This is a genomic window from Rhodococcus sp. X156 (assembly GCF_004006015.1).
Taxonomy (GTDB): Bacteria; Actinomycetota; Actinomycetes; order Mycobacteriales; family Mycobacteriaceae; genus X156.
The window spans coordinates 462,976-475,859 of record NZ_CP034766.1 but is presented as its reverse complement, the minus strand read 5'-3'; the positions used below and the strand labels follow the sequence as shown (position 1 = coordinate 475,859).

Annotated in this window: 15 protein-coding genes; 6 read left to right on the top strand and 9 right to left on the bottom strand. The window is 73.1% G+C overall.

Annotated features, from left to right (window positions below; translation table 11 throughout):
• Window positions 1-80: 80 nt before the first annotated feature.
• Both groL and ELX43_RS02280 read right to left on the bottom strand, forming a co-directional pair.
• On the bottom strand, window positions 81-1,709 hold the full coding sequence (groL, locus tag ELX43_RS02285) for a chaperonin GroEL (RefSeq protein WP_127781954.1): 1,629 nt from the start codon (window positions 1,707-1,709) through the stop codon (window positions 81-83).
• Window positions 1,710-1,928: 219 nt separating this feature from the next.
• Window positions 1,929-3,059 (bottom strand): serine/threonine-protein kinase, encoded by a 1,131-nt coding sequence (locus tag ELX43_RS02280; RefSeq protein WP_206518076.1) that lies wholly within the window; start codon window positions 3,057-3,059, stop codon window positions 1,929-1,931.
• A gap of 104 nt (window positions 3,060-3,163) precedes the next feature.
• Here ELX43_RS02280 and glp point away from each other — a divergent pair, with 104 nt between their 5' ends.
• From glp to pssA, 4 genes are all read left to right on the top strand, one after another.
• Window positions 3,164-4,357, top strand: coding sequence for a gephyrin-like molybdotransferase Glp (glp, locus tag ELX43_RS02275; RefSeq protein ID WP_164860555.1), 1,194 nt, complete (start codon window positions 3,164-3,166; stop codon window positions 4,355-4,357).
• A 72-nt stretch (window positions 4,358-4,429) separates the two neighbouring features.
• Window positions 4,430-4,732 (top strand): GlsB/YeaQ/YmgE family stress response membrane protein, encoded by a 303-nt coding sequence (locus ELX43_RS02270; RefSeq protein ID WP_127781952.1) that lies wholly within the window; start codon window positions 4,430-4,432, stop codon window positions 4,730-4,732.
• 141 nt (window positions 4,733-4,873) lie between these two features.
• Window positions 4,874-5,608, top strand: a complete 735-nt coding sequence (locus tag ELX43_RS02265) for a phosphatidylserine decarboxylase (RefSeq protein WP_127781951.1) — start codon at window positions 4,874-4,876, stop codon at window positions 5,606-5,608.
• Entirely contained in the window at window positions 5,605-6,522 is a 918-nt protein-coding gene (pssA, locus tag ELX43_RS02260; RefSeq protein WP_241249645.1) for a CDP-diacylglycerol--serine O-phosphatidyltransferase, read from the top strand. Before ELX43_RS02265 ends, pssA begins: the two co-directional genes overlap by 4 nt.
• 24 nt (window positions 6,523-6,546) lie before the next feature.
• Here the strand turns inward: pssA and ELX43_RS17530 are convergent, their stop codons facing one another.
• The 5 genes from ELX43_RS17530 to ELX43_RS02235 form a co-directional block, all read right to left on the bottom strand.
• On the bottom strand, window positions 6,547-6,981 hold the full coding sequence (locus ELX43_RS17530; protein WP_164860554.1) for a hypothetical protein: 435 nt from the start codon (window positions 6,979-6,981) through the stop codon (window positions 6,547-6,549).
• Window positions 6,974-7,879: a mechanosensitive ion channel family protein gene (locus ELX43_RS02250; RefSeq protein ID WP_206518075.1), complete on the bottom strand. Its 906-nt coding sequence runs from the start codon at window positions 7,877-7,879 to the stop codon at window positions 6,974-6,976. The genes ELX43_RS17530 and ELX43_RS02250 overlap by 8 nt, the downstream gene beginning before the upstream one ends.
• Before the next feature lie 80 nt (window positions 7,880-7,959).
• Window positions 7,960-8,511, bottom strand: coding sequence for a LytR C-terminal domain-containing protein (locus ELX43_RS02245; RefSeq protein ID WP_127781949.1), 552 nt, complete (start codon window positions 8,509-8,511; stop codon window positions 7,960-7,962).
• A complete protein-coding gene (locus tag ELX43_RS02240; protein ID WP_241249643.1) occupies window positions 8,508-8,840 on the bottom strand; it encodes a DUF3263 domain-containing protein in 333 nt (110 codons plus the stop codon). Before ELX43_RS02240 ends, ELX43_RS02245 begins: the two co-directional genes overlap by 4 nt.
• A 191-nt stretch (window positions 8,841-9,031) precedes the next feature.
• Window positions 9,032-10,279: an EAL domain-containing protein gene (locus ELX43_RS02235; protein ID WP_127781948.1), complete on the bottom strand. Its 1,248-nt coding sequence runs from the start codon at window positions 10,277-10,279 to the stop codon at window positions 9,032-9,034.
• Between the two features lie 233 nt (window positions 10,280-10,512).
• Between ELX43_RS02235 and ELX43_RS02230 the strand changes: the two genes are divergently transcribed.
• Together ELX43_RS02230 and ELX43_RS02225 are read left to right on the top strand one after the other, a co-directional pair.
• Window positions 10,513-11,103, top strand: a complete 591-nt coding sequence (locus ELX43_RS02230; protein ID WP_127781947.1) for a peptide deformylase — start codon at window positions 10,513-10,515, stop codon at window positions 11,101-11,103.
• On the top strand, window positions 11,103-12,020 hold the full coding sequence (locus ELX43_RS02225) for a GNAT family N-acetyltransferase (RefSeq protein ID WP_241249641.1): 918 nt from the start codon (window positions 11,103-11,105) through the stop codon (window positions 12,018-12,020). Before ELX43_RS02230 ends, ELX43_RS02225 begins: the two co-directional genes overlap by 1 nt.
• Here ELX43_RS02225 and ELX43_RS02220 read toward each other — a convergent pair.
• Window positions 12,010-12,444, bottom strand: a complete 435-nt coding sequence (locus ELX43_RS02220; RefSeq protein ID WP_127781946.1) for a MarR family transcriptional regulator — start codon at window positions 12,442-12,444, stop codon at window positions 12,010-12,012. The genes ELX43_RS02225 and ELX43_RS02220 overlap by 11 nt on opposite strands.
• 110 nt (window positions 12,445-12,554) lie before the next feature.
• On the bottom strand, window positions 12,555-12,884 hold the full coding sequence (locus tag ELX43_RS02215) for a Rieske 2Fe-2S domain-containing protein (protein ID WP_127784599.1): 330 nt from the start codon (window positions 12,882-12,884) through the stop codon (window positions 12,555-12,557).

The window sequence follows — 12,884 nt, the reverse complement described above, 5'->3', positions numbered from 1 at the left end:
GCGGTCCCGCGTGGTGCGGGACCGCCCCTGGCGGTTGTGGTGCGGGGTCTAGCAGGTGGCAGGACCCAGAGCCGCAGGACTCAGAAGTCCATGCCGCCCATGCCCATGTCTCCGCCACCGGCCGGCGCAGCGCCGGCCTTCTCGGGCTTGTCGGCGACGACAGCCTCGGTGGTGAGGAACAGGGCCGCGATGGAGGCCGCGTTCTGCAGGGCAGAGCGGGTGACCTTCACCGGGTCGTTGATGCCGGCCTGCAGCATGTCGACGTACTCGCCGGTGGCCGCGTTCAGGCCGTGACCGGTCTGCAGGTTGCGGACCTTCTCCGCGACGACGCCACCCTCGAGGCCGGCGTTGACGGCGATCTGCTTGAGCGGGGCCTCGAGCGCGACGCGCACGATGTTGGCACCGGTGGCCTCGTCACCCTCGAGCTTGAGGGAGTCGAACGCGGTACCGGCCTGGGCCAGGGCCACGCCACCACCGGCGACGATGCCCTCCTCGACGGCCGCCTTGGCGTTGCGCACGGCGTCCTCGATGCGGTGCTTGCGCTCCTTGAGCTCAACCTCGGTGGCGGCACCGGCCTTGATCACCGCGACACCACCGGCCAGCTTGGCCAGGCGCTCCTGCAGCTTCTCGCGGTCGTAGTCGGAGTCGGAGTTCTCGATCTCGGCGCGGATCTGGTTGACCCGACCGGCGATCGCGTCCGGGTCGCCAGCGCCCTCGACGATGGTGGTCTCGTCCTTGGTGACGACGACCTTGCGGGCGCGGCCCAGCAGGGAGATGTCGGCGGTCTCGAGCTTGAGGCCGACCTCCTCGCTGATGACCTCGCCGCCGGTGAGGATGGCCATGTCGGCCAGCATCGCCTTGCGACGGTCACCGAAGCCGGGGGCCTTGACGGCGACCGACTTGAAGGTGCCACGGATCTTGTTGACCACCAGGGTCGCCAGGGCCTCGCCCTCGACGTCCTCGGCGATGATCGCCAGGGACTTGCCCGACTGCATGACCTTTTCCAGCAGCGGCAGCAGGTCCTTGACGGTGGAGATCTTGGAGCTCATGAGCAGGATGTACGGGTCGTCCAGGGACGACTCCATCCGCTCGGTGTCGGTGGCGAAGTAGGGCGAGATGTAGCCCTTGTCGAAGCGCATGCCCTCGGTGAGCTCGAGCTCGAGCCCGAAGGTGTTGCTCTCCTCGACGGTGATGACACCTTCCTTGCCGACCTTGTCCATCGCCTCGGCGATGAGCTCGCCGATGGCGGGGTCGCCGGCGGAGATGCCCGCGGTGGCAGCGATCTGCTCCTTGGTCTCCACCTCCTTGGCGGTCTCCATGAGCTTGGCCGTGACGGCCTCGACGGCCTTCTCGATGCCCTTCTTCAGGGCCATCGGGTTGGCGCCGGCCGCGACGTTGCGCAGGCCCTCGCGAACCAGGGCCTGGGCCAGGACGGTGGCGGTGGTGGTGCCGTCGCCGGCGACGTCGTCAGTCTTCTTGGCGACCTCCTTGACGAGCTCGGCCCCGATCTTCTCCCAGGGGTCCTCGAGCTCGATCTCCTTGGCGATGGAGACACCGTCGTTGGTGATGGTGGGGGCGCCCCACTTCTTCTCCAGCACGACGTTGCGACCCTTCGGGCCGAGCGTCACCTTTACTGCGTCAGCGAGGACGTTCATGCCCCGCTCGAGGCCGCGACGGGCCTCTTCGTCGAACGCGATCATCTTGGCCATTGCGAAGTGATCCTCCAGATTGGGGGGTGACACGCTGCTGGCCAGGAGGTGCCCGCGACGGACGACCTGGGCTCACCGGGGCCCACGCCTCACCGTCCCGACCTGGCACTCACGTGTCGCGAGTGCCAGCCCCATGTTTAGCACTCTCGCCCCTCGACTGCAACGTGGCCCACACCGACTTGCGGTGTTGCGCGGGCCGGTCAGGGGGGCGGGCTGGGGTCAGGTGGCGAGAGCCACGAGCCCGATCACCAGCAGCACCAGCCCGGCCAGCGCCACGGCGACCAGGCTGGGGATCACCCACCGCTTCTCCGTGACCGGCTCGGCCACCAGCGGCGAGCCGGCGCGGGTGGGCGAGGGGTCGCGCAGCCGCAGCGTGCTGATGTGCGCCGGCGGCTGCGCGGCGCCCTGCGGTGCGGAGGTGCCGCGCGGCGGGACCGACGGGTGGGCCGGCGCGGCTGCCCCAGCACCGACCACCCGACGGGCGGGCGGGGACTCCGGCTGCACCACGTGCGCCAGCGCCTGCTGGGCCAGCACCATCAGCTCGCCACAGGTGTCCGGCCGCGCGGACGGCTCGGCGGCCATCCCGCGCCAGACCACCTCGTCGAGCTGGCGGGGCAGCACCGCCTCGGCGGAGACCGGGGGCACCGCGCCGGAGAGGTGCCCGGCGATCACCTCGTCCACCGACCCGCGGAAGGGTGCGCTGCCGGTGAGGCAGGCGAACAGCACGCAGGCCAGCGAGTACACGTCGGTGCGGCCGTCCACGTGCTCGCCGCGCAGGTGCTCGGGCGCGGCGTAGGTGGGTGAGCCGAGGAAGTCGCCGTTGCTGGTGCGGTGCCCGGCCGCGCCGCGGCGGGTGAGGCCGAAGTCGGCGAGGTAGACGTGCTCGCGCCCCGCGCTCTCCCGCTTGGTCACCAGCACGTTGGCCGGCTTGACGTCCAGGTGCACCAGCTTGCGGGCGTGCAGCACGTCCAGCGCCTCGGCCACCTGGCTGAGCAGGTTCACCGTGCGGCGCGGCGCCAGCGGACCGCCGGCGAGCACCGCGGCCAGGTCCTGGCCCTCCACGTAGCGCATGGCCAGGAACAGCGAGCCGTCCAGGTCGCCGAAGTCGTACAGCGGGACGATGTGGGAGTGGTCGATCGCCGAGGTGTTGCGGGCCTCGTCGACGAAGCGCTCCCGGAACTCCGCGTCGCCGGCCAGCTCCTCGGCCATCACCTTCAGCGCGACGGTGCGGCCCAGCCGGACGTCGGTGGCGCGGTACATCGTGCTCATCCCGCCCCGCCCGATCACGCCGTCCACGCGGTAGTGCCCGAGGCGACGACCCACGAGGTCGGTGGTCTCTTGGCCGGGCACGCCTCCGACTCTAGCCCGGTGCCCGCCCCTGCGGTGGCGCACTGCGCAATCCACCGTTACGCCCCGTAGTGCCCCAACCCGGCCGGAGGGGGAGGATGGCAGGCGTGCGCACCGTCTCCGAACACCAGAAGGTCGTCGCCGGGCTGCTGACCCGCCCCGCCCCGGTGCAGGTTCCGCTCGAGCAGGCGGCCGGCCGAGCGCTGGCCGCCGACCTGGTGGCGGCCCGGCCGCTGCCCGCCTTCGACAACTCCGCGATGGACGGCTACGCCGTGCGCGCCGAGGACGTCGCCGGGGCCGGGGCCGAGCACCCGGTGGTCCTGCCGGTGGCCGAGGACGTGCCCGCCGGCCGGGTGGACGGCCCGCCGCTGGCCCCCGGCACCGCTCACCGCATCATGACCGGCGCCCCGATGCCCGCGGGCGCCGACGCGGTGGTGCAGGTGGAGGCCACCGACGGTGGCACCACCACCGTGACCATCCGGGAGAGCCGGGAGCCGGGCAAGCACGTCCGCTCCGCCGGGGAGGACGTGCGCGCCGGCGACACGGCGCTGCCCGCAGGCGTGGTGCTCGGCTCGGCCCAGCTGGGCCTGGTCGCCGCGCTCGGCGAGCCCACCGTCGCGGTGGTGCCGCCGCTGCGGGTGCTGGTGCTGTCCACCGGTTCGGAGCTGGTGGAGCCCGGGCAGCCGCTGCAGCACGGCCAGATCCACGAGTCCAACGGCATCATGCTGGCCAGCGCGGTGCGCGCGGCCGGCGCCGATGCCGAGCAGCTGCACTTCGTCGCCGACGACGTCACCGCCTTCCACGCGGCGCTGCAGCCGCGGCTGGCCGAGGTGGACCTGGTGATCACCTCCGGGGGCGTGAGCGCCGGCGCCTACGAGGTGGTCAAGGACGCGCTCACCGGCCAGGGCGTGGAGTTCGTGAAGGTGGCCATGCAGCCGGGCATGCCGCAGGGCGCTGGCCGCCTCGACGGGGTGCCGGTGGTGACCCTGCCCGGCAACCCGGTGAGCTCGCTGGTGTCCTTCGAGGTGTTCCTGCGGCCGGCCATCCGGTCCGCCATGGGGCTGCCGCCCGGCCGGCACGTGGTCCGGGCGCGGCTGAGCGAGCCGCTGGACTCCCCCGCCGGCAGGCGCCAGTTCCGCCGGGGCGTGCTCGACCGGGCCACCGGGACCGTGCACGCGATGGGTCCGCCGGCGTCGCACTTCCTGCGCTGGATGGCGACGTCGAACTGCCTGCTCGACCTGCCCGAGGACGCCGTGCACCTGGCGGAGGGCACCGAGGTCGACGCCTGGCTGATCGACTAGCGGGCGCCGGAAGTCCACAGTTGTCCGCAGGACCGCGAACGGTCCGACCAACCACGAACAAGGAGCAACGTCATGACCGAGGAACTCTTGGCCGCCGGCATCGGCGCCGGCCAGACCAGCGTGGGCGTCATCGCCTACATCATCATCGGCGGCCTGGCGGGGTGGATCGCCAGCAAGTTCATGGGCACCGACGCCCAGCAGGGCATCATCCTGAACGTCGTGGTCGGCGTCGTCGGCGCCATCATCGGCGGCCTCATCCTGCAGATCTTCGGCGTCGACGTCGACGGTGGCGGATGGTGGTTCACCTTCTTCATCGCCCTGTTCGGCGCGGTCATCCTGCTCTGGCTGGTCAAGCTGGTGACCGGTCGGCGCTGAGCACGACTGCGCGTCGCTGAGCAGCAGCGACGCCGCGACGATGGGCGGGTCACGTAGCGTGTGACCCGCCCATCGCTGTGCTCGCTCCTCTGCCGGAGGGGCACGACCGGGCGCCCCGACCTCGAGGAGATGCTCACCCAGATGGCCCGCAGACCGAAGCCCGTCGACCCCGGCGAGCAGCTGCCGACCACCAGCGTGCACGGCCTGCTGGAGCTGGCGCGCCAGAGCATCCCTCCGCTGCACCCCGCCGGTCGCCCGTTCGTGCTGGCCCCGGCCGCCCTGGCGGTGCTGGGCCGACGGTCTCGGCTGCTGCGGCGCACCGGCACCGTCGCCGCCCTGGCCTGCGCGGCGTTCTTCCGCGAGCCCACGCGCGTCCCGCCGCAGCGGCCCGGCCTGGTGGTGGCCGCCGCGGACGGCACCATCGCGCTGGTGGACACCGCGCTGCCCCCCGCCGAGCTGGGGATGAGCGAGGTGTGGGGCGAGGAGCCGGTCCCCCGCGTCAGCGTCTTCCTGTCGGTCTTCGACGTGCACGTGCAGCGCATCCCGGTGGCCGGCACCGTGCGCACGGTGGCCTACCGGCCGGGCCGGTTCCTCTCCGCCGAGCTGCCCGGCGCCAGCGAGCACAACGAGCGCTCCTCGCTGTGGCTGCACACCGAGGACGGGCACGACCTGGCCGTGGTGCAGATCGCCGGGCTGATCGCGCGCCGCATCGTCTGCGACGTGGTGGCCGACGAGCAGGTGACCCGCGGGCAGACCTACGGGATGATCCGGTTCGGCTCCCGGGTGGACGTCTACCTGCCGCCGGGCAGCCGGGTGCTGGTGGACGTCGGCCAGCGCACCATCGGCGCCGAGACCGTGCTGGCCGAGCTGCCGTGAGCACCCGCCGGACGGCGCTGAACAGCCCGGGTGCGCCCCTGGCCACCGCCGACGAGCGCGGTGGGCGCAACGGCGTGCGCCTGCTGCCCAGCGTGGTGACGGTGCTGGCCCTGTGCGCGGGACTGAGCTCGCTGAAGTTCGCTCTCGACGGGGAGCTGGGTGCGGCGCTGGCCCTGGTCGGCACCGCCGCCGTCCTGGACGCCCTGGACGGTCGCCTCGCCCGCCTGCTGGACGCCACCAGCCGCATCGGCGCCGAGCTGGACTCGCTGGCCGACGCGGTCTCCTTCGGGGTGGCACCGGCGCTGGTGCTCTACGTGACGGTGCTGCACGGCACCAACGGCGGCTGGGTGGTCTCGCTGCTGTTCGTGGTGAGCGTGGTGCTGCGCCTGGCGCGGTTCAACACGCTGCTCGACGACACCACGGCACCGGTGTACGAGAAGGAGTTCTTCACCGGCGTGCCCTCCCCCGCCGGCGGGCTGCTGGTGCTGCTGCCGGTGGCGCTGCAGCAGCAGTGGGGCGAGGGCTGGTGGTGCGGCACCACTGCGTCGCTGATCTGGATGGTGGTGGTCTCGGCGCTGGTGATCAGCCGGGTGCCCACCCTGTCGCTGAAGACCGCACGGGTGCCGCTGCGCTACGCCAGCTTCCTGCTGATGGCCGTGGGCCTGGCCTTCGCCGGTCTGCTGCTGTTCCCGTACCTGTTCATGGTGGTGGCGCTGGTGCTCTACGCCGCGCACATCCCCTACGCGATGTACCGCTTCCGCTGGCTGGCCTGCAACCCGGAGGCCTGGATCGTGGACACGCCCACGCCCCGTCCGGCCATCCGGCGCTCGCGCTCCACCCGCCGCCTGGGGCTGCGTCCGCCGCGTCGGCGTGGCGTGCCCGCCGGCCGGCGACCCGGCGCCGGCCGGCACTGACGACCCGCCCCGAGCCGAGCTGAGCTAGGGCTCCTCGGCGGTCGCCGCGGTGGGCGACGGTGCGGAGGTGGTCGCGGCCGTGGTGGTGGGAGCCACCGAGGAGCGCGGCTGCGTGGTCGTGGGGGCGGTCCCCGGTGCCGTGGTGGTGCTGGGCCGCTCCGTGGTGGTGGTGGCCGGCGGCACGGTGGTGGTCTCCTCCGGTGCCGTCGTGGTGACGGGCGGTGCCGTGGTGGTGGTCGGCGCCCGGGTGGTGGTGCTCGGCACCACCTCGGAGGTGGTGGCGGGGCCGGCTGGCTGCACCGCACGACTGGGACCCTGGGGGGTGGCGGCCGGGTCGGGGCGGACCACCAGGTACAGCGCCAGCACCAGCAGGAACAGCAGCGACAGCAGCAGCGTGGAGGTGCGCACCTTGCCGTGCAGCAGGTAGGGCGGCAGGCGCCGCGGGCTCTGGCTAGGCATCTGCGGTCTCCCCCCGGACGGCGGCGGCGGGGGCCTCCAGCTCGGCGGCGGAGACGTTGATGCCGTGCTGGCGCAGCGCCACGGCCACCCGCACCCGCAGCTGGCGGCCGACCTCGAACTGCCGGCCCGGCAGGGTGCGGGCCACCATGCGCACCGTCGTCTGCTCCACGGTGAAGCTCTCCACCCCCATCACGCTCGGCTCGTCCAGCAGCAGGGGCTGGAAGTCGGGGTCCTGGTACATGTCGGCGCCCACCTGGTGCAGGACCTCGTTGGCCACGGTGATGTCCACCGACGGCGGCAGCGGCACGTCGACCACCGCGCGGGCCCAGTCGCGGGACAGGTTGGTCACCTGCACCACCTGCCCGTTGGGCACGATCACCACCTCGCCGTCGGCGCTGCGCAGCCGGGTGACGCGCAGGGACACGTCCTCCACGGTGCCGGTGACCCCGGTGACCGAGCCGACCGCGGAGATCCGCACCACGTCACCGAAGCCGTACTGGCGCTCGGCGATGATGAAGAAGCCGGCGAGCAGGTCCTGCACCACGCGCTGGGCACCGAAGCCCAGCGCCACGCCGAGCACGGTCGCCGGAGCCACCAGGCCGGTGATGGGGATGCCCAGCGCGTCCAGGACGAGCACGGCGGTGAGGCAGTAGAGCAGCACGATGGCGATCCAGGTGATCACCTGGGCCACGGCGTGCCGGTGCTTGGACTGCTCCGAGCGGACCAGCGCGTCCGAGCTGCCGGAGGTGTCATCGATGTGGTCGGTGATGCGCTGCCCGACCCAGCTGACGAAGCGGGCCAGCAGGATGGCACCGAGCACGTACAGCACGATGAGCAGGCCGCTGCTGCGCAGCCACGTGGTGATGTCGCCGAGCGGGGCGATGGCCTGAACTCTCACGCGGACCACTATGCCCGGTCGGTGCGGTCGCGGTGACCGTCACCCACCGTGATCAGGACCACGCACGGGGTGAGTAGCGCTCAACCGTCGTAGTCGGAGGCGAGCACCACGATCAGCCCGTCGCCGAAGGTGGCGAAGCCGGAGGGCCGAGGCTGGGCGCTGGCGCCCAGGGTGCCGGCCAGCCTGGTCGCCGCAGCCTGCTCGTCGGTGCCGGGACGGAAGTAGACCACCGTGCTGGGCACGATCCCACCCGGGTAGTTGCCCACCTTGGCCACGTCCCAGCCCGCGCCGCGCAGCTGCTGGGCGGCCCGGTCGGCGAGCCCACGGGTGGTGGTGTTGTTGAGCACCTGCACGCCCACCTGGCTGGAGGCGGGCGTGGCCAAGGGGGTGGTGCTCGGGGGCGGTGTGGTGGTCGCGGGCTCCGGCGTGGTGGTGCTCGGCGGGGCGGGAGTGGTGGCCTCCGGCGAGGTGGTCAGCGCCGGCGCCGACGTGGCAGGGGCCGGGGCGGCGGCGTTGTCCTGCGAGCCACCGCTGATCAGCACGCCGACGCCGACCAGGGCCACCGCCAGGATGACCAGGAACATCCCGAGGACCCGCATCGGCGGGTGCGGGGGCTTGGGGTTGGCGCTCACGTGACCGTGAACCCGAGTCGGCGGGCCGCGCGGGCCTTCTGCCGGCTGGCGCGCAGCCGGCGCAGCCGCTTGACCAGCATGGGGTCGGCAGCGAGGGCGGCGGGCGTGTCCACCAGGGCGTTGAGCACCTGGTAGTAGCGGGTGGCGGACATGTCGAAGAGCTCCTTGATGGCGTCTTCCTTGGCGCCGGCGTACTTCCACCACTGGCGCTCGAAGCTGAGGATCTCGTGCTCGCGCCGGGTCAGTCCCGCGGGGACCTCGGCGTCGGGCGCCTCGGCGATGGGGACCCGGTCCCCGTCGGTGGGCAGGCTCGAAGCTGCGACGTCCATGTCACTCCTCGGCTGACGACGATGCTGGGCGGTGACCAGGCCGGACACCAGCCGAATCACACGCGTGTTCTTCGTCGGTCATTCAACCACGGGAGCCGGGCCCGCCCCGGTAGCGGCGCACCGTGGCGGCGGCGCGGTGGGCTGTGGCCACCGGCCCCCGCTGCGGGGCCTGACCTGCGTCGTCGTCGCCGCTAGGGCTGCATGCGGGCCATCAGGCCGGTGGCGATGGTGATGGCCAGGTCGCGGTCGTAGGACAGCACGTACTCCAGGACGTGCTCGGCCCCGTCGCGGCCGTCGGGGGTGTCCCGGGCCACCAGCACGCCGGCGAAGTGCGGGCCCACCACGACCACGTCCCACTCCAGGGCGAGGGGGTCGTCGGGGTCGAGGGCGACCCCGCGGACCCCGGGGACGACGTGGTCGGGCATGTCCACCCCGAGCACCCCGATGTAGGCCGCGCCGTCGACGAGCTGGCTGTAGCGCTTCTTGGTGTGCTCGGTGAACCGGTCGGCGGACTGGAAGGCGGCCAGCAGGATGCACGCCTCGCCGACGTCGGCGGCCTGGCGCTCGAGGTGCTTGCAGACCTCCACCAGCAGGTCCTTGGTGGAGGTGCGCACCGGCCGCTCGAGGGCGGCCAGCTCGAAGGAGGTGAGCGAGGTGGGGTCGACCACCGGCCGGCGGCGAACGTGCACGGGCACGCTCGGGGCGGCCGGCAGCTCGGCGGGCAGCGGGCCGGGCCGGCCGAAGTACCAGCCCTGGCCCAGCTGGGCGCCCAGGGCCAGGGCGGCACGCAGGTGCGTCTCGGTCTCGATGCCCTCCGCGAGGACGATGCCGCCGGACCGCTCGGCCTCGGCGGCGACGGCGTTGAAGACGCGGGCGATGCGGGCGGTGGGCTTGCCCTGGATCAGGCTGAGGTCGAGCTTGATGACGTCGGGCTGCACCAGGGGCAGCAGGGCCAGGGTCTCGGTGTTGGCGCCGACGTCGTCCAGGGCGATGCCCCACCCGCGGGCGCGGATGCGGTCGACCAGGCGCAGTACGGCGGCGGGGTCGGCGGCCAGGGCACGCTCGGTCAGCTCGACCACGATGCGGACCGGCTGGGCGTCCTCGCCGGCGGCGCTCGCGGTGGGCAGCACCACGTCGTCGGCGACCTCGGGCTCCACGTTGACGAACAACGTCCACGGGGCGGTGAGCCCCGCCTCGGCGGCCCCGGCGCACGCGGCCGCCATGCAGGCGGAGTCCAGCTCGGCCAGGCGCTGCTCGGCCCGGGCGGCGCCGAACAGCTCCGCGGGGTTGGCCAGCTCGGTGCCCACCGGCCCGCGGGCGAGAGCCTCGAAGCCCACCGGCTCGAAGCTGTCCAGCCGGACGAGGGGTTGGTAGACCGGCGCCAGGTGCCCGTCGGCCAGGACCCGTTCCAGGGGCGTCAGGACTCCGGAGCTGTGCATTTCGCCAGCCTAGCCAGGATCACTGCCCTTTCGTGACAGAACGCAATTTCCTTGTGACGCAGAGCAATACGTCCCACCCGCCACCCGCCGCGGCGAGAGGGGCGGCGGATCGGCGCTGGTGGTGACGAGGTCGTGCGCAGCCTGGTGGGCGGGCCCGGCCGCGGTCGCCGCCGGCCCGTGGTGGTCGTCGCCGGCGGAGGTGCTGGTGGGCCGCCCGACTAGACTCCGCGCTTGTGTCGATCCTGCCCATCCGCATCGTCGGTGACCCTGTCCTGCACACCCCCACCGCACCCGTCGAGCACTTCGACGACGAGCTGCACACCCTGATCCAGGACATGTTCGACACCATGGACGCGGCCAACGGCGTGGGCCTCGCCGCCAACCAGGTGGGCGTGGGCAAGCGCCTCTTCGTCTACGGCTGCCCGGACGTCGACCCCGACGACCCCGAGCACGTGGTGATGCGCCGCGGCGTGGTGGTCAACCCCACGCTGGAGACCTCGGAGATCCCCGAGACCATGCCCGACCCGGACGAGTCCGACGAGGGCTGTCTCTCGGTGCCCGGCGAGGGCTACCCCACCGGGCGGGCCGACTGGGCGCGCGTCACCGGGGTCGACGGTGACGGCAAGCCGGTGGACATCGCCGGCCACGGCTTCTTCGCCCGCTGCCTGCAGCACGAGGTGGGCCACCTGGACGGCTTCCTCTACCTGGACGTGCTCGTCGGTCGCAACCAGCGGGCCGCCAAGAAGATGGTGAAGCGCAACGGGTGGGGCGTGCCGGGGCTGAGCTGGATGCCCGGCGAGGTTCCCGACCCCTTCGGCCACTAGTGCCGCCGCTGCCCTCGCTCGGCCAGCGGGTGATGCTGCGCTACCGGCTGCCTGCTGGCGGCAGTCACCCGATGACCGACCGGCTGGGGACCCTCCGGTCGCTGGGCCCCCTGGTGGTGGTGGAGTCCGCCGACGGCCAGCTGACCAGCGTGGCCCCCGAGCAGGTGGTGGCGCTGAAGGCCGTTCCGGCCGCTCCGGTGAGCGCCCGCGCCATCGCCAACCTGGAGGAGGCCGCGGCGCGCGCCTGGCCCGGGCTGGAGCAGCAGTGGCTGGGCCGGTGGTTGCTGCGCGCCGGTGCGGGCTTCAGCAACCGGGCCAACACGGTGCTGGTGGTGGGCCCGCCCGGCGTGGACGACGCCGTGGAGCAGGTGCGTGCCTGGTACGCCGAGCGGGACCTGCCGGTGCGCTTCCAGGTGCCCGACCGGATGCGCTTCGCCGAGCTGGGCTGGCAGCCGGCCGACCCTGTCGTGGTGCTCACCGCACCCCTTGATCCCGGGGCAGCCGCAGCGCCAGACGTGCAGATCGCCAGCGCACCTGACGCGGCCTGGCTGCAGCGCTACCACTACCGCGGACAACCGGCGCCCGACGTCGCCGCGCAGGTGGTCTCCGCGGTGCTCGACGGCGAGCTCGGCTTCGCCAGGATCGGGGGCGAGCACCCGCTCGCGATCGGGCGCGGCGCGCTCACCACCGCCCCGGACGGCACGAGGTGGCTGGGTCTCAACGCCATCGAGGTGGCGGCGGAGCACCGTCGCACCGGGCTCGGCCGTCGGGTGTGCACCGCCCTGCTGCGGTGGGGCCACGAGCGCGGCGCTCAGCGCGCCTACCTGCAGGTGGCGGAGGGCAACGAGGCGGCGCTGGGCCTGTACCGGTCGATGGGCTTCACCGAGCACCACCGCTACCGCTACCTCAGCGACTAGCCCCGGCCGGGTCGTCCCAGGAGAAGGTGCTTTCCAGCGCCCGCAGGCCCTCGATCAGCCCGTCCCGCTGGCTCGGGGAGAGCCGGTCCAGGCGGTCGGCCAGGGCCCGCGTGCGCTCGGAGACCACCCCGGTGATCAGCAGCTCCCCCTGCTCGGTGGCCCCGAAGAGACGGGCGCGGCCGTCCTGCGGGTCGGGGCTGCGCTCGACGTAGCCCTCGGTCTCCAGCATCGCCACGATCCGCGACATGGTCGGCGCGGCCACCTGCTCACGAGCGGCGAGGTCACCGAGGCGGGTGGGCCCGAGGCGCACCAGGGCGTCCAGCGCAGAGATCGCCCCGACGGCGAGCTCGGTGGGGCGACGTGCGCGGCGGAGCTGGCGGGACAGCCGCGCCAGGGTCAGGTGCACCTCCGTCGCGACCACCATCCGACTGTCGGTGCCCGTGTCTGTCATCCCGGCCTCAGCTCTCCGCAGCGTTGATCGTCCGGCACATCATCGCAGGCAGAGCCGTGCTGCACGGTGGGCGGGGGCGCGCCTCACCGTGCGATTCGTGGACCGATCCTGATGGCTCCGCCCTCGTCGGCGCTCACCTGGTAGGCACACACTCCCGTTGCCCCGCTGGACATCTCCTGCCCGGTGGCCAGGTCGTAGGTGTAGCCGTGCAGCGGGCAGACCACCACCCGCTCGTCGGTGAGGCCGTCGGCCAGCGGGCCGCCCCGGTGCGGACAGACCGCGTCCAGCGCCCGCAGCGAGCCGTCCCGCAGCCGGAACACCGCCACCTGGTCACCGGCGACCGCGAAGGCCCGGCCCTCCCCCACCGGGATGTCCTCGAGGTGGCCCACCACCGGGGCGTCCACCTCCTCCAG

What these genes read in the sequence shown, in the direction of transcription:
- ELX43_RS02270 (WP_127781952.1), top strand. Translation starts at nt 4,430, where the DNA reads ATGACCGAGGAACTCTTGGCCGCCGGCATCGGCGCCGGCCAGACCAGC.
- ELX43_RS02265 (WP_127781951.1), top strand. Translation starts at nt 4,874, where the DNA reads ATGGCCCGCAGACCGAAGCCCGTCGACCCCGGCGAGCAGCTGCCGACC.
- ELX43_RS02235 (WP_127781948.1), bottom strand. Translation starts at nt 10,279, where the DNA reads ATGCACAGCTCCGGAGTCCTGACGCCCCTGGAACGGGTCCTGGCCGAC.
- ELX43_RS17530 (WP_164860554.1), bottom strand. Translation starts at nt 6,981, where the DNA reads ATGCCTAGCCAGAGCCCGCGGCGCCTGCCGCCCTACCTGCTGCACGGC.
- ELX43_RS02240 (WP_241249643.1), bottom strand. Translation starts at nt 8,840, where the DNA reads ATGGACGTCGCAGCTTCGAGCCTGCCCACCGACGGGGACCGGGTCCCC.
- ELX43_RS02220 (WP_127781946.1), bottom strand. Translation starts at nt 12,444, where the DNA reads ATGGTGGTCGCGACGGAGGTGCACCTGACCCTGGCGCGGCTGTCCCGC.
- groL (WP_127781954.1), bottom strand. Translation starts at nt 1,709, where the DNA reads ATGGCCAAGATGATCGCGTTCGACGAAGAGGCCCGTCGCGGCCTCGAG.